This is a genomic window from Pseudonocardia sp. ICBG601, from assembly GCF_020496245.1.
Map to the genome: position 1 here is coordinate 1 of NZ_JAHLJA010000009.1, position 14,549 is coordinate 14,549.

Below are 14,549 nucleotides of genomic sequence, written 5' to 3' on the forward strand. Positions count from 1 at the left end.
ACCGCGAGACCGGCGCGCTGCTGTTCTACGAGCTGACCCACGCGTCGGTCGACACCGCGAGCAGCGGGCTGGGATGACCCTCCAGCACGCCCCGGTCGGCCCGGGATACACCGCCGCCGACGCGAGCGCCGCCATCCGGAGGCACCGAAGGGCTCCGGGCTGGGGGAGCGCGGCCGCGTCGAGCGGCGCAGCCCCCTACTCCCCGACCGGGCCCGGGTGCTGCACTCCCGCGCGCTGCGCCGGGGCTCGCGGGCAAGACCCAGTGGTCGGGCCCGGGGGAGGGCGCCGAGGTCAGCGGCATCCCGCGGACCCGGCTGACGCACTCGCTCGAGGGTTTCCCAGATCGGCCGCGGCATCGCCGAGGAGCGGGGCTCGACCCCCGACGTCGTCGACGCCGCCGGGCTGGCCCACGACATCGGCCACCCGCCGTTCGGGCACAACGGCGAGCGTGCGCTCGACGTCGCGGGAGCCGACTGCGGCGGGTTCGAGGGCAACGCCCAGACCCTGCGCATCCTGACCCGCCTGGAGCCCAAGGCCCGCTCCGGCGACGGCCGCGTCCCCGGCGGGCTCAACCTGACCCGGGCGACCCTGGACACCGCCACCAAGTACCCGTGGCCGCGCCGCGGCGCGGAGCGCAAGTTCGGTGCCTACGCCGACGACCTGCCTGCCCTGGAGTGGGTGCGAGCCGGGGCACGGCCGGGGGTGCGGAGCATGGAGGCCCAGGTGATGGACTGGGCCGACGACGTCGCCTACTCGGTGCACGACGTCGAGGACGCGGTGCACGCCGGCCGGATGGACCTGGCGGTGCTGTCCTCGCCGGCCGAGCGCGCGGCGCTCGCGGTGGAGGCGTCGCTGCGCTTCGGCGAGGACGAGGGCGCCTGTGCCGAGGCCGCCGCCCGGCTCGACGCGCTGCCGGTGGTCCGCGCGGTCCGCGGCTTCGACGCCGCCACCGCCGCGGGCGACGACCTGGTCGCGATGAAGCGGATGACCTCCGAGCTGGTCGGCCGGTTCGCCCTCGCCGCGACCGACGCGACCCTGGACACCTACGGCGACGCGCCGCTGGCCCGGCACCGCGCGGACCTGGTGGTGCCGGTCGTCGCCGTGGCGGAGGTCGTGGTGCTCAAGGCACTGGCCACCCGCTACGTGATGAGCGACCCGCGGCGGCTGGCGATGCAGTCCCGCCAGCGCGACCTGCTGCACGACCTCGTCGCGGCGCTGTACGACCGGGGGCCCGACGCCCTCGACCCGGCCCGCGCGGAGGACTGGGCCGCCGCTCCCGACGACCGGTCGCGGCTGCGCGTCGTGATCGACCAGGTCGCGACGCTGACCGACCCGCAGGCGCACGCCTGGCACCGCACCCTCTGCCGGCCCTGACACCTGCCGGCCCCGACACCGGCCGGCCCCGAGACGCCGACGGCCCCGCCGTCCGGGTGGGGCGGCGGGGCCGGGTGGCCGGGGTCGGTGCGGGGCTCAGCGCAGGGTGATCGCGGGCTTCGCCGCGTCGGCCTCGCTGGTCACGGCCCGGGTCGGGCAGGTCCCGAGGACCCGGTCGATCGCGTCGCGCTCGGCGCTGGTCACCCACAGCTTGTACTTCTTCTTCACCGCGACCTGACGCGCGACGTAGGCACAGCGGTAACGGCTGTCCGGCGGGAGCCAGGTCGCGGCGTCGCCGTCGCTCTTGCGGCCGTTGGTCGGCCCGTCGACGGCGATCAGGTTCAGCGGGTCGTTCCCGATCTTCTCCCGGGTGGCCGCGTCGAGCTGCTGGGCGCCCTGCTGCCAGGCGTCGGACAGCGCGACGACGTGGTCGATCTGCACCTTCTCGCTGGTGCCCTGGCCACGGGTGAACGCGATTGTGGTGCCGGTGTAGGAGTCACGCAGCGTCCCGGTCAGCACGACGCAGTCGTGCGTGCCCGCCTTGAACGTCTCGCGGTCCATGTCCCGGGCCAGTACCTGGTTGCGCTGGTCGCAACCGTCCCGGTCGATGTCGGCCCAGCTACGCCCGAACTGCTGGCGCGTGTAGCCGGTCTTCGGTGCCCGGCCCTTCACCGCCAGCGTCTTCAGCGTCGCCGACGCGCTGCCCGCGGCCGCACCCTCCACGGTCCCGGGGGTCACCGGGGCGATCGCGCCGACGTCGACGACGCCGGTGTCGAGCGCCGTGTCCAGCACGTCCACGAACGATCCGGGGGATCCGCACCCGGCCATCACCATCATCGTCGCCAGCAGTCCGGCGACCCGCACACCTCGAACACGCACACCGGAGATGTTCGCGAATGCGAACGCCGGAACCACGCCAACACGCCGCGTGTTCGTCACTCAGGGTGAAGTGACTTGCCAGGACGGGGTCGGTCCGTTCACAGGGTCGGGGTGGTCGGTGGCCTCGTGATCACGCTCACAGACCCTCGGGCCACCACGGCCGGGGTGGGGCGGGAGCACGCTCGGGCTACGCGTGCTCGTCGTGACGGCGCCGTCGACCGGCCGTCCCGCCGGTCCGACGCCGGTCCCGGGCCCGGCACGCGGCCGGGCCCGGAACCGAGATCAGGCGTTGATCGCCGCCCGGTCGGAGTCGTGCCCGGACTCGACGGCGATCGTCCGCGGCTTGGCCGCCTCGGCGACCGGGATGCGGATGCGCAGCACCCCGGCGTCGTACGACGCGTGGATGGAGGACGTGTCGAGGTTGTCGCCCAGGAACAGCTGGCGGGCGAACACGCCGTAGGCCCGCTCGGAGGCGACCCACTCGACCTGGTCGGTCCCGGCGTTGGCGGGCCGCCGCTCCGCCTTGACCGTCAGGGTGTTGCGCTCGACGGAGAGATCGACGGCGTCCGGGTCGATGCCGGGGAGGTCGAACTCCACGACGAACTCGTCACCGTGACGCCAGGCGTCCATCGGCATCGCCGCCGGGCGCGACCAGGTGCCGCCGGACTCGAACGCCTGCGAAGCGATGCGGTCCAGGGCTCGGAACGGGTCGGTACGCAGCAGCATCTCGAACCACTCCCTTCCAGCCGTGCCGGTTCACGACCGACCGGCTGACTCCTCGTTGTCCTTCGTCATGTCGGTCCTCCGGAGTCCCGCTCCGGATATCTCCAGTTATAGCTGGAGATTTTCTGTTGTCAAGGGCTGCTCTGGATTCGTGTCGCCGAGCTCGGAGCGCAGGCGTGCGAGCTCCGTGCGCAGGCGCTCGATCTCGCGGTGTGCCGCGCCGAGGCGGTTCTCGCTGTCGGCGAGCTCGCCGCGCAGTCGGTCGATCCAGGACGCCGAGCCCAGCGGATGCCCGTCGTCCAGCAGGGTGCGCAGGCGCGCGGCCTGCTCCAGCTGGTTGCGCGAGTAGCGGCGGTGCCCGCCCGGGGAGCGGTGCGGGTTCACCACGCCCGCGCTGTCGAGGCTGCGCAGGAACGCGGGCTCGACCTCCAGCAGGTGCGCGGCCTGGCCCATCGCGACGGTCGGGTAGTCGGGGTCGTCGAGCCGGTCCAGTGCCATGTCGGTTCCTCCCTCGCGGTCCGCGGCGCACGCTCGGGTGCCGGAGCCGGTCGTCCGCGAACCTGAGTGTGGCCACGTGATGGCGAAAATCTTAACCATACGCTAGAGATATGGGGGAGACGACGATCCGGAAGGAGAACGCGATGAACAGGAGCAGGGTCCGCACCGACCGCCCCCGCGAGGACGTCCTCCACGTCCGCGTCGACGGCGAGCTGGACGCGGCGGCAGGTGCGTCGCTGCTGCGCCAGGTCGATGCGCACCTCGCCGTCGCCGGTGCCGGGTGGTCGCCGGTCCGGCACGTCCTGGTCGATCTCGGTACCGGGGTCACCGCGCGCGGCGCGCGGGCGCTGCACCATCTGCGGCACGTGGCCCGCAACCGCGGTCTGGACGTCCGGCTGATCGGCGCCGCCCGCGTCGCGCCGCGGACGGTGCCGGGCGTCCGGGCGGTACTGCACGGGATGCGCAACCACCCGGACCTGGACTCCGCGCTCGCCGAGCTGCCGCCGTCGGTCGTCGTCGCGGCCTGATCGGACCGGGGTGGGGTGAGGCTCCCCCCACCCCGGCTTGCCCCGGTCGTTAGCACTGCGATGAAGTGAAGGCGTGACCTCCTCGCGTTGGCTCGTCCCGGTGCTGGCCGTGCTCTTCGTGCCGCTCTGGGCGTCCGGCTTCATCGCCGGCAAGATCGCGACCGGCTCCACCGACGTCCCCGCGGTCCTGTTCTGGCGGTTCGTGATCGCGCTGGTCGTGATGCTCGTCGCCGTCGCCGTGCAGCGGCCGGGCCTGCCGCGCGGCCGGGCCTGGCTGCACCTCGCGGTCACGGCGTTGCTGCTGCAGGTCGGGCAGTTCAGCTTCGTCTACAGCGGGCTCGCCTCGGGTGTGCCCGCCGGGCTGTCGAGCCTCATCCTCGGGATGGCGCCGTTGCTGGTCGGGCTGCTGACCCCGTTGCTGCTGGCGACCCGCCTGGGTGTCGGACCGGTGCTGGGCCTGCTGATCGGCGCCACCGGCGTCTACGTCGTACTGGCCGACGACCTCGGTGCCGGTCTCGGCGGCAACCTCGTCTTCCCGGTGCTGGGCATGCTGTCGCTGGCGGCCGGCACGCTCTACCAGAAGCGGTTCAACGACGGCACGCCCGTGGTGACCAGCGTCGTGGTCCAGATGGCCACCTCGCTGGTCGCGACCCTGGTCGCCTGGCCGTTCCTCGGTGCGGACTGGCTGTCCCGCGCACCGTCGGGATGGGCAGCCGTGGCCTTCCTGGGGGTCGTGAACTCGGCGGGCGCCTTCGTGCTGATGTTCGTGCTGCTACGCCTGCGGTCCACGGTGTTCGTGTCGTCTCTGCTGAACCTGGTCCCGGCGACGACGGCGCTGGTCGCCGTGCCCGTGCTCGGGGAGCCGCTCACCGTGCAGGCCGTGCTGGGCCTCGGCATCGCGCTGGTCGGCATGTTCGTCGGCCTGGGTCGGGTGCCCGGCCTGCGCGGTCACCCGGTGACGGCCGACGCCGCCGTCCCCGCAGAGCAGCCGGACACCGTCGCCGCCGCCCCGGTGGAGCGGCCGGACGCCGACATCGCCGCACCGCCGGCGGGCGGACCGGGACGCCGGGCCGGAGGCGCCTAGACTGGCCGTCGTGGCAGGACGGATCCGGGACGCCGACATCACCGAGGTCCGCAACCGCACGCGGGTCGAGGAGATCGTCGAGGAGTACGTGGCCCTCCGCCGCGCCGGGGCGGGCTCGCTGAAGGGCCTGTGCCCGTTCCACGACGAGAAGTCCCCGTCGTTCACCGTTCGTCCCTCGCACGGCACGTTCCACTGCTTCGGCTGCGGTGAGCACGGCAGCGTCATCGACTTCGTCATGAAGATGGAGGTCATCGGGTTCCCCGAGGCCGTCGAGCGGCTCGCCGAGCGGTGCGGGGTCCGGCTCACCTACGAGGGCGGCGGCTCCTCGGTGCAGCGCGACCGCGGTACCCGCAGCCGTCTGCTGGAGATCAACAAGAAGGCCCAGGCGTTCTACGCCGAGCAGCTGCGCACCCCCGCCGGGCGGGCCGGGATGCAGTTCCTCGCCGACCGCGGGTTCGACGAGGCCGCCGCGGAGAAGTTCGGCTGCGGCTACGCCCCGGCCGGCTGGGACGTCGTCACCAAGCACCTGCTCTCCCAGGGCTACCAGCTCGACGAGCTGATCAAGGCGGGCATCTCCAAGGAGGGCCGTCGCGGCGCCATCGACCGCTTCCACCGGCGCCTGCTGTGGCCGATCCGCGACCTGGGCGGCGACGTGGTCGGCTTCGGCGCGCGCCGGCTGTTCGACGACGACGGCATCGAGGCCAAGTACCTCAACACCTCCGAGACGCCGGTCTACCGCAAGACCCACGTGCTGTTCGGCCTGGACCAGGCCAAGCGGGAGATCGCGAAGACCCGGCAGGTGGTCGTCGTCGAGGGCTACACCGACGTGATGGCGATGCACCTGGCCGGGGTGACCACGGCGGTCGCGTCCTGTGGTACGGCGTTCGGCACCGAGCACGTCTCGGTCATCCGCAGGCTCATCGGTGACGACTCCTTCGACCGCGGGGAGGTCATCTACACCTTCGACGGCGACGCGGCGGGCCAGAGCGCCGCGATGAAGGCGTTCGAGGGCGACCAGAACTTCGCCGCGCAGACCTTCGTCGCCGTCGCACCGGACGGTCAGGACCCCTGCGACCTGCGCAACAACCACGGTGACGCGGCCGTGAGGGACCTCGTCGCCCGTCGTGAGCCGCTGTTCGAGTTCGCCATCCGCACCGAGCTGCGCAGCCACGACCTCGCCAGCGCCGAGGGCCGGGTCGCGGCGCTGCAGCGGACCGTCCCGCTGGTCGCGCAGATCAAGCGGGAGGACCTGCGGGACGAGTACGCGCGCCGGCTCGCCGGCTGGGTCGGCTGGGACGACATCGCCGTCGTCGTGCGCCGGGTGCGCGAGAGCGCCGGGGTGTCGCCGGAGGGGGGCCGTTCCCGGCGTCGGGCCCCGCTGCCCGCCCCGAAGCGCGACGACACCCAGCTGCACCTGCAGCGCGAGGCGCTCAAGGCGGCCCTGCAGATCCCCGGCGTCGTGGGCCCCGCGTTCGACGAGCTGCCCGAGGCAGGGTTCACCCACCCGCAGCTGGCCGCGGTGCACCGGGCGATCATGGCCGCGGGCGGGGTGTGCGCCGGGCTGGACGGGTCGGACTGGCTCGACGCCGTCGTCGCCGAGAGTGCGGGCGACGACGTGAAACGCCTGGTCAGCGAGCTGGCCGTGGAGGACCTGGAGCTCCCCAAGCGCAACACCGACGAGGTCCGCTACGTCAACGGCGTGCTCGCCGGGGTCCGGCTCGGCCTGGTCGAACGCGAGATCGCCGACCTCAAGTCGCAGCTGCAGCGCACCAACGCCGAGACCGACCACGACGAGTACATGGACCTGTTCGGGGTGCTCGTCCCGCTGGAGCAGTACAAGATCCAGCTGCGCGAGCAGGCCTCCGGGGTCGCGTCGTGACCGGCTTCTGGGCGCGGTTGCTCGGACGTGAGCCGGTGCCCGACACGGTCGCCGACGCCCTCGCCGACTCCGAGGCCGTCGTCGCCACCGCGCAGACCCCGGACGGAATGCTCGTGGTCACCTCGTGGGGGATCTGGCCCCCCGGCGGTGAGCGGCTGGGCTGGCACGAGATCGCGAAGGCGACCTGGGACAAGGTCAGCCTGGTCGTGACGCCGACCTCGGCCGAGCAGATCGCTCCCGGCACCGAGCTGCTGGCCGACGGGCGCCCGCTGCGGTTCCGGCTCGCCGACCCGGGGAAGGTGCCGCAGGCGGTGCAGGAACGGGTCACCCAGTCCATCCGCACCCGCAACCGGCGCGAGCTGCCCGGGGGAGGGGCCTGGGTGCTGCAGCGCCGGGTCCCCGGCCGCGACGGGCTGGTCCTCCAGGTGCGGCCCGACCCGGGCACCGACCCCGTCGCCGCGCGCCGCCTCGCCGAGGGCATCGCCGCCCGTCTGCCGGAGGACACGTGAGCACCAGCTGGGACCCCGCCCTCTACCGCGCCTTCGACGACCACCGCTCCCGCCCGTTCCTCGACCTGCTGGCCCGGGTGGGGGAGCCCGACCCGGCCCTGACCCGGGTCGTCGACGCCGGCTGCGGTCCCGGCCACCTGACCGGGCTGCTGGCCGACCGCTGGCCGACGGCGACGGTGGAGGCGTTCGACTCCTCCCCGGACATGGTCGCCGCGGCCCGGGCCGCGGGCGTCGACGCCGCGCAGGTCGACGTGCGCGACTGGACCCCGCCCCGCGACACCGGGGTGCTCGTGTCCAACGCGGTGCTGCAGTGGGTGCCCGAGCACCCCGAGGTGCTGCGCCGCTGGACGGCCGCGCTCGCGCCCGGTGCGTGGATCGCGGTGCAGGTCCCCGGCAACTTCGACGCGCCCTCGCACGTGCTGACCCGCGAGGTCGCCTCGCTGCCGCACTGGCGCGACCGGATCGTGCTGCGCGGCGACGGGACCGTGCTCGACCCGCTCGGCTACGCCGACCTCCTGGCCGCCACGGGTGCCGACGTCGACGTGTGGGAGACGACCTACCTACAGCGGCTCGACGGCGAGGACCCGGTCCTGCGCTGGATCTCCGGCACCGCCCTGCGCCCGGTCCGCGACGCCCTCGACGACGACGCCTACGACGCGTTCGTCCGCGAGCTCGCTCCTCGGCTGCGCGCGGCCTACCCGCCGAGCGCCGACGGCAGCACCTGGTTCCCGTTCCGCCGCGTCTTCGCGGTCGCCCGCACACACTGAGCCGCCCCGTCCCGAGCCCCCGGGACGGGGGTCATAGGACGGGGCGGGCCTCAGCGCCCGGTGTTCTGGCCCCCGCGCACCTTGTCGATCGCGCCCTCGACGCCCGCCCGAGCGATGCCCGCGGCACCCTGCACCGCGGGGTGGTCGGCTGCCCGGTGATAGGCGCGGACGAGCTGTTCGTAGCGCTCGTGACCGGCTCTGGTGCCGAGGACGTACCCGACGGCGACACCCACGAGGAATCTGACCATTCCCCTCACCTCCGACCGCGACCGTACCCGGACCGCGGCCGCTGCCCGACCGCCACCCGGATGGGGCTCCGACCTGCGGGAACAGCGGCCGAACGGGGGGTTGCGAGACGACTGTGCGGGGTGTTGTAGAGTTCTTCTCGTCGCCGGGAACACCACCTGGAGCGGCATGAACGGTCCTCCGTAGCTCAATGGCAGAGCACCCGACTGTTAATCGGGCGGTTATTGGTTCGAGTCCAATCGGAGGAGCATTTTCCGAGGTCGATAGCTTGACGCGGGTAGCGACTCAAGATCGACCCTCAGGAAGTCCACTACTAGTGGGTTCCGGGGGTCGATGTCTTTTCAGGACCTCCAGGACCTCCAGGACCTCCTTGGCCCCGGTCGCGGCCACCAGGGCGGTTCGGTCAGTACGACGAGGAGGGGGCGGGACCACTCGGATCAGGCGTCGAAGCGGCCCGTGGTGAAGTCGACCGTGCCCGAGAAGTCGGTGGTGTCCTGGAAGCCCCAGCCGATGACCTTGGCGCTCTGCGGCACGAGGTAGACCCAGGTCATGTCGGCCTCAAAGCCCGGCTGGAGCTGATCGTTGCACTCAGGGTTGCCCTTGAGCTTGTAGAGGTCGTCGATGGCGTCGAAGTTGCGTTGTTGCGAGTCGACGAGCTTGGTGTTGATCGGCAGGCTGCAGGTGAGGTCGAGGCCCACTTTGGCGTTGTTGACGACGTGCGCGGTGACAGAGACGAATCGGCCGCCTGCCTGTGGCGTCGTCTTCGTGTACTGCTCGTAGCCCGAGCCCGGTCGGAAACTGGACTCGTTCATCTGGATTGAGTCGACTGCGCGGGCGTCGGTCACGGTCAAGGTGATGCCACGGTTGCTCACTGTCTGACCGATGCTCGCCGAGGGTGGAGCGGTCGGGGTTGGCTTGGTTGTGACCGGCGCTGCTGACGCAGTGGTAGCGGGGCTCCCGGTGCTCGAGGGGGGCTCGGCGCTGCATCCCGCGAGCAGGAGCAAGGCGAGGAGGACGACGACGGACGCGGCACGCATGACTACTCCGTGATGTGAGGCGATCACTCCGCCTGTCGGCAGGCTTTGCTGTCTCATTACCGCCCTCCGTCCTCGATCGTCACTCTTGATGAACGGTCGACCTGGAGTGCGTGGGCTCGTCCTCCGCAAGGGCCGACCTCACTCACCTCGGGCCGTAGACTCGGCACATGGACACCGCTCGCACCTTGACCGCCGCCGTCGCGAAGGACGGCGAGTGGTACGTCGCCCGCTGTCTGGAGATCGAGGTCGCCAGCCAGGGGGAGACGGTCGACGAGGCGCTGGCCAACCTCCGTGAGGCGTTGGAGCTGTACTTCGAGGACGACGAGGTGCCGGCTTCCTTCGAGCACCCGCTCGTGACTCCGATCGAGATCCGCATCCCGGCGTGAGCCCAGCCCTCCCTCAGGTCTCCGGCAAGCAGGTCGTCCAGGCGCTCGAATCAGCGGGCTTCGAGCATCGCTCGACCAAGGGCAGCCATGCGAAGCTCCGCCACCCTGACGGCAGAGTCGTGATCGTCCCGCTGCACCGCGAGATCGTCCGGGGCACTCTCGGCTCCGTTCTGCGGCAGGCCGGACTCAGCGCTTCGGAGTTCCTGGACCTGCTCGGCTGAGAGCGTGTTTGGAAATGGTGGGTGTGTCGGGATGGTCGACACGGCTGGGGTGCTCCATCGTGGTCGGCATGCAGGAACGACCGCGCCGGTACCCCTCGGACACCAGTGATGCCCAGTGGGTGGTGATCGAGCCGTTGTTACCGCCGCTCGCGCGGCGGGGGCGGCCTGTTGCTCATGCTCGTCGGGACGTGCTGGACGCGATCTTGTATGTCGTGCGGACCGGGTGTGCCTGGCGGGCGTTGCCGGTGGACTTCCCGCCCTGGCAGACCGTCTACTGGTACTTCAACCAGTGGGAACAGCAGAAGGTCACCGAGAAGATCCTCCCGGTCGTGCGGGGGCAGTTACGTATCGCCGAGGGCCGTGATCCGGAGCCGAGTGCGGGGATCATCGATTCCCAGTCGGTCAAGGGCGCCGACACCGTCGGCCAGGACTCCCGCGGCTACGACGCCGGGAAGAAGACAGGCGGACGGAAACGGTTCATCGTGACCGACACCCTCGGTCTGCTGCTGACCACGATGGTGTGCTCGGCCTCGGCACAGGACCGCGACGGCGCCAAGCCGATCCTGCTCAACCTCTACCTGCGCACCAGGGTGCGGTTCGTCTACGCCGACGCCGGCTTCGCCGGGCGACTGCTCGACTGGGCCGCCACGATCCTGCAGACAACGATCGAGATCATCCGCAAGCCACCCGAGCAGCGCGGATTCACCGTCCTCCCACGAAGGTGGGTGGTCGAACGGACCCTGGCCTGGCTCACCGCACACCGACGCCTGGCCCGAGACTACGAACGCCACCCCACCACATCCGAAGCCATGATCCGCTGGGCCGCGATCAACACCATCACCCGCCGCATCGCCCGTGGATACCCCGCCACCCGCCAGCAGAAACACACGACACCCTCAACCCACTAGAATTTCCAAACACGCTCTGAGGGCGCCGTCTACCTCCCGCGACCCACCGTCGAGAGTGGCAACGAGCCACAATCACCCGTATCCGTGCCGACGGCGTTGTGGCAGTTCATCGCCGGTTTCGAGCACACATGACTACTGACCGCGGGTCTTGATCCTGGATCGGGCGGTATCGGTTCGAGTCCAATCAGAGGAGCATTTTCCGAGGTCAATGACTTGATCCAGGCAGTGACTCAAGATCCCCTGGGAAGCCCTCATCGATGGGCTCCGGGGGGGCGACGTCCTTCTGAGACCTCCAGGACCTCCGTCGCTTCGGTCGCGGCCATCTTGCGACCGAAGGAGAAGTCCTGCGTCCTGAGTGTTGGACGGATCGCGCAGCCCGCCCATGCGACGGCAGACGAGGCGAGATCCGGCGTGGTTCAGCCCGTCGATGTGCCGATTGTCGTGGATTGCTTGAGCCGCTTGGCAAGGTGGTGCTGTGTCAGGCAGCTCGGCGAGGCGGTGGAACCACAACATCCACTACCACCGGCTGGTCCTGGATGCGGTGCCACGTGGCGCCCAGACAGCTCTCGACGTCGGCACCGGCAACGGGCTCCTCGCAGCGGACCTGGTGCACAGGGTTCCCCAGGTCGTAGCGATCGACCTGGACCCGACAGTTCTCCGCTCGGCACGGAGCGAGGCCCCGATGGTCGAGTGGGTCCACGGCGACATTCTGAGCTACGCGTTCCCAGCCGACTCGTTCGATGTCGTGGCTTCGATGGCCACACTGCATCACCTGCCCGATCCAGTCCAAGCACTACGGCGATGCGCTGATCTCACGTCGCCGGGCGGTCGAGTCGTCGTGGTCGGTCTGGCGAGGACCTCCCAGCCGATCGAGGTCGTGCTCCACGGCATCGGAGCCGTGCAGCACGCCGTGCTGCGTCGCCGGTACGGCTTCTGGGAGCACACAGCCCCCATGGTCTGGCCATCGCCGCACACCTATTCCGAGGTTCGTCGCGCAGCCCGATCCGCCCTTCCCGGATGTCGTTGGCGCCTGCTGCCCATGTGGCGCTACTGCATCACCTGGACCAAACCTCTCCCGGACACGCACCAGCCAGAGAGCAAAAGAGGAATCGTCCACGGGTGACGGCCGTGCAAGGAGAGTGCGGTATCGCTCGGCTTGCGACCGTCGCCGGCGGCCACCCACGACCATCCCGTCATGCGGGTCACCGCGCGTGCGCCCACGAGTCCGGTATCAGAACGGCCATGATGGCGCGGCTCCTGAATCAGGGACTCAGGTCGCTGATGCGCTGCAGCAACTCACTGTGCACGTCGTGGTCTGCTGCGATGACGAGTCCGTGCCCGGAGTCGACAGCGTCTCCTCTCAGGTCGGTGACGATGCATCCGGCTCCCGTACAGAGAGCGATGCCGGCAGCGAAATGCACGCTTCCGCGAAGGTCGTCGTCGTTGACATATGCGGCTCTGTGCCCGGCAGCCACCCACGCCAAAGCCAAGGATGTGGCGCTGACTCTCGGGGTCATCCACTCTCGTAGCCCGCGGTCGCCCAGGAGCGACGAGGTCACGACGTCCCACGGCTCATCTGCATTGAGTTCGATGATTCGGTTCTGAGCACTCGGACACAGGAGCTGGTCGCCGGCCTCGCTCCGCGTCCCTGTGGTTACCCCGTCGGTCCAGTGGATGAGTTCGCGCCGCGGGTCGCCTACCGCCGACACGGTGGGAGTGCCGTCGATACAGAGCGCGACGTTGAGGCCGTAGTCCCCGGCGCCGGAGGCGAAGTTGCGGGTCCCGCAGAGCGGGTCCACCAACCACATGCGCGAGCTTGCTCCACCGGACTCGCCGAGTTCCTCTCCGGTGCATGCATCACCTGGTCGACGCACCCGGAGTACCGATCGAATCGCGCGTTCCGCATCGAGGTCCGCAGCGGTCGCGAAGTCGACCGCACTCTTTTGAATGCGTCGGAGCTGCCCACCCGGCGTCCTTTGGATCACGTCCATGCCAGCTCGTACGGCGTCGATAGCCAGCTCGACATCTGTTCCCTGCATCGAAGGGACCCCCTTGGCTCAAGCTATGTCTTCGTCATGCGCCGGTCGGTGACGATCCCGAATCAGGCCCCGGCAGACGCGTCGGTCGAGCCCGGCGACCGGACGTCGCTCCCTCTTCCTCGCACGGGGCCTATCCAGATGACCACCCGTGCCCACGACGATCTGATGAAGCGCGCCCCGCCGGCCGTCGGGCGAGCCCGTCGCCACCGCTGGTTCGACGGATGATGCGCCAGATCAGGCCGGGCCCACGGGCTCGATCAGGTCCCAGCGATTGCCGGCGATGTCGCGGAACACCACGAAGCGCCCATAGGACTCGGTGCGCGGATCAGTGAGGAACTCGACCCCGGCGTCACGCATGTGTGCGTATCGGCTCTCGAAGTCCTCGACCTGGAGGAAGAAGCCGACCCGGCCGGCATGCTGGTCGCCGATCGCGGAGACCTGGCGTTCTCCGTCTGCGCGGGCGAGAAGAATCCCTGTCTCCGCGTCCGGCGGGCGGACGACGACCCACCGCTTGGGCCGGCCGTCGTTGCTCTGAGCGGGGGAGTCCTCGACCAACTCGAATCACAGCGCGTGGGTGAAGAAGTCGATCGCCTCGTCGTAGACGTCCACGATGATCGTGGTGAGTTGGAGGAATGCCATGCCCGTCAGGGTGGCAGTTGCACCTCCCGGTGCGCTCCGGCCGGGGAAGCGGCAGCCGACTCCCGATGCCGGAGCGGGAGGCAACGCCACGGCGGTGTCGGTGTCGATGTTGATGTCGAGACCGTCCTCGGGTGGCCCCTGAACCGAGCTCCGGGAAGACCCCGAGTCGTTCACCGACGACGGTGCCTATGGTCGAGTGCATGACCTCGTACGAGAGTTCCGACGCCGTCGTCCCAGCTCGGGACCTCCGTGTCTCGTACGCGGAGCGGGACCATGTGGCGGCCTTGCTCAACCGGCACCACCTCGAAGGTCGGCTCGACGGGGCAGAGCTGGCCGACCGGCTGGCCGCTGGGTCCACCGCGGTGACCCGAGCGGATCTGAACAGCGTCGTCCTGGATCTCCCGGGGGCCCAGGACGCCGTGCCCACACGTGATCTGCTCGAACTGGCGAACACCGCGGGCGACCTCCGGCGTGCCGGCGAATGGCTGGTACCGCCGCGCGTGGTCGTGCGCTCCTGGTTCGGCAACGCTCGCCTCGACATGCGTCGCGCGCGCTTCGTCACCGGTGAGGTCGTCATCGACGTGGACATCGTCATCGGGAACATCGACGTTCGGCTGCCGCCGGGGGCGACCGTGGACATCACGGGCGTGCGCACGGCGGTCGGAACCGTCCGCGACAGGGTGGGCGAGTCGGCGTCGCGTGGTACTCCGCACGTCATCCTCGTCGGCGGTACCCAGGTGGGGAATGTGACCGCACGATGACGCCGCGCGCACCGGTCCTGGCCGGTCGGGGTCGGGTCTCCTGACCCCGCACCTGATCGGTGTGCCCATGTG

The 14,549-nt window shown here is 70.6% G+C and carries 17 protein-coding genes, 1 tRNA gene and 2 pseudogenes; 12 read left to right on the top strand and 8 right to left on the bottom strand.

The genetic code is table 11. The features are described 5' to 3' along the window. Positions 1 to 105: 105 nt before the first annotated feature. Positions 106 to 1,374 (top strand): annotated as a pseudogene (locus KPL57_RS06180) (deoxyguanosinetriphosphate triphosphohydrolase). A gap of 96 nt (positions 1,375 to 1,470) precedes the next feature. Here KPL57_RS06180 and KPL57_RS06185 read toward each other — a convergent pair. From KPL57_RS06185 to KPL57_RS06195, 3 genes are all read right to left on the bottom strand, one after another. Then, positions 1,471 to 2,253, bottom strand: coding sequence for an HNH endonuclease family protein (locus KPL57_RS06185; protein ID WP_226350858.1), 783 nt, complete (start codon positions 2,251 to 2,253; stop codon positions 1,471 to 1,473). Positions 2,254 to 2,535: 282 nt separating this feature from the next. Beyond that, positions 2,536 to 2,979, bottom strand: coding sequence for an Hsp20/alpha crystallin family protein (locus tag KPL57_RS06190; protein WP_020625193.1), 444 nt, complete (start codon positions 2,977 to 2,979; stop codon positions 2,536 to 2,538). A gap of 105 nt (positions 2,980 to 3,084) precedes the next feature. Further along, positions 3,085 to 3,474 carry a MerR family transcriptional regulator gene (locus tag KPL57_RS06195; RefSeq protein ID WP_020625194.1) on the bottom strand — a complete coding sequence of 130 codons (390 nt, stop codon included), beginning with the start codon at positions 3,472 to 3,474 and terminating at the stop codon, positions 3,085 to 3,087. Between the two features lie 143 nt (positions 3,475 to 3,617). Here KPL57_RS06195 and KPL57_RS06200 point away from each other — a divergent pair, with 143 nt between their 5' ends. The 5 genes from KPL57_RS06200 (at position 3,618) to KPL57_RS06220 (ending at position 8,240) form a co-directional block, all read left to right on the top strand. After that, complete coding sequence (locus KPL57_RS06200; RefSeq protein ID WP_149665713.1) at positions 3,618 to 4,001, top strand: hypothetical protein; 384 nt, start codon at positions 3,618 to 3,620, stop codon at positions 3,999 to 4,001. Between the two features lie 73 nt (positions 4,002 to 4,074). Then, a complete protein-coding gene (locus KPL57_RS06205) occupies positions 4,075 to 5,085 on the top strand; it encodes a DMT family transporter (protein ID WP_226350859.1) in 1,011 nt (336 codons plus the stop codon). Between the two features lie 10 nt (positions 5,086 to 5,095). After that, entirely contained in the window at positions 5,096 to 6,964 is a 1,869-nt protein-coding gene (gene dnaG, locus KPL57_RS06210) for a DNA primase (protein ID WP_020625197.1), read from the top strand. Beyond that, positions 6,961 to 7,473 (top strand): hypothetical protein, encoded by a 513-nt coding sequence (locus tag KPL57_RS06215; RefSeq protein ID WP_226350860.1) that lies wholly within the window; start codon positions 6,961 to 6,963, stop codon positions 7,471 to 7,473. Before dnaG ends, KPL57_RS06215 begins: the two co-directional genes overlap by 4 nt. Next, positions 7,470 to 8,240, top strand: coding sequence for a trans-aconitate 2-methyltransferase (locus KPL57_RS06220; RefSeq protein ID WP_226350861.1), 771 nt, complete (start codon positions 7,470 to 7,472; stop codon positions 8,238 to 8,240). The genes KPL57_RS06215 and KPL57_RS06220 overlap by 4 nt, the downstream gene beginning before the upstream one ends. A 50-nt stretch (positions 8,241 to 8,290) precedes the next feature. Here KPL57_RS06220 and KPL57_RS06225 read toward each other — a convergent pair whose 3' ends face one another. Beyond that, on the bottom strand, positions 8,291 to 8,488 hold the full coding sequence (locus KPL57_RS06225; RefSeq protein WP_020625200.1) for a hypothetical protein: 198 nt from the start codon (positions 8,486 to 8,488) through the stop codon (positions 8,291 to 8,293). Between the two features lie 174 nt (positions 8,489 to 8,662). Between KPL57_RS06225 and KPL57_RS06230 the strand changes: the two genes are divergently transcribed. Continuing rightward, positions 8,663 to 8,734 (top strand) — tRNA-Asn (locus KPL57_RS06230). A gap of 189 nt (positions 8,735 to 8,923) precedes the next feature. On the opposite strand, the gene KPL57_RS06235 is transcribed toward KPL57_RS06230, so the two are convergent. Beyond that, positions 8,924 to 9,580: a DUF4352 domain-containing protein gene (locus tag KPL57_RS06235; RefSeq protein WP_308252793.1), complete on the bottom strand. Its 657-nt coding sequence runs from the start codon at positions 9,578 to 9,580 to the stop codon at positions 8,924 to 8,926. A 110-nt stretch (positions 9,581 to 9,690) separates the two neighbouring features. Here KPL57_RS06235 and KPL57_RS06240 point away from each other — a divergent pair, with 110 nt between their 5' ends. The 4 genes and pseudogenes from KPL57_RS06240 to KPL57_RS06255 all read left to right on the top strand — a co-directional run bounded on the left by KPL57_RS06240 (position 9,691) and on the right by KPL57_RS06255 (position 12,161). Further along, the gene (locus tag KPL57_RS06240; RefSeq protein ID WP_020625202.1) at positions 9,691 to 9,909 is read left to right on the top strand and encodes a type II toxin-antitoxin system HicB family antitoxin; all 219 of its coding nucleotides are present in this window, start codon (positions 9,691 to 9,693) and stop codon (positions 9,907 to 9,909) included. Further along, positions 9,906 to 10,130, top strand: coding sequence for a type II toxin-antitoxin system HicA family toxin (locus tag KPL57_RS06245; RefSeq protein ID WP_075311421.1), 225 nt, complete (start codon positions 9,906 to 9,908; stop codon positions 10,128 to 10,130). The genes KPL57_RS06240 and KPL57_RS06245 overlap by 4 nt, the downstream gene beginning before the upstream one ends. A gap of 14 nt (positions 10,131 to 10,144) precedes the next feature. Then, a pseudogene (locus tag KPL57_RS06250) lies at positions 10,145 to 11,054 on the top strand (IS5 family transposase); the annotation flags it as partial. A 459-nt stretch (positions 11,055 to 11,513) separates the two neighbouring features. After that, entirely contained in the window at positions 11,514 to 12,161 is a 648-nt protein-coding gene (locus KPL57_RS06255) for a bifunctional 2-polyprenyl-6-hydroxyphenol methylase/3-demethylubiquinol 3-O-methyltransferase UbiG (RefSeq protein WP_226350864.1), read from the top strand. Between the two features lie 139 nt (positions 12,162 to 12,300). On the opposite strand, the gene KPL57_RS06260 is transcribed toward KPL57_RS06255, so the two are convergent. The 3 genes from KPL57_RS06260 to KPL57_RS69375 all read right to left on the bottom strand — a co-directional run bounded on the left by KPL57_RS06260 (position 12,301) and on the right by KPL57_RS69375 (position 13,890). Next, complete coding sequence (locus KPL57_RS06260; RefSeq protein WP_226350865.1) at positions 12,301 to 13,077, bottom strand: inositol monophosphatase family protein; 777 nt, start codon at positions 13,075 to 13,077, stop codon at positions 12,301 to 12,303. Between the two features lie 234 nt (positions 13,078 to 13,311). Next, entirely contained in the window at positions 13,312 to 13,632 is a 321-nt protein-coding gene (locus tag KPL57_RS06265) for a VOC family protein (RefSeq protein ID WP_308252794.1), read from the bottom strand. Positions 13,633 to 13,638: 6 nt separating this feature from the next. After that, positions 13,639 to 13,890 carry a hypothetical protein gene (locus KPL57_RS69375; protein ID WP_308252795.1) on the bottom strand — a complete coding sequence of 84 codons (252 nt, stop codon included), beginning with the start codon at positions 13,888 to 13,890 and terminating at the stop codon, positions 13,639 to 13,641. A gap of 26 nt (positions 13,891 to 13,916) precedes the next feature. On the opposite strand from KPL57_RS69375, the gene KPL57_RS06270 reads away from it, so the two are divergent. Then, positions 13,917 to 14,477, top strand: a complete 561-nt coding sequence (locus KPL57_RS06270; RefSeq protein ID WP_226350866.1) for a DUF1707 domain-containing protein — start codon at positions 13,917 to 13,919, stop codon at positions 14,475 to 14,477. Positions 14,478 to 14,549: the final 72 nt, after the last annotated feature.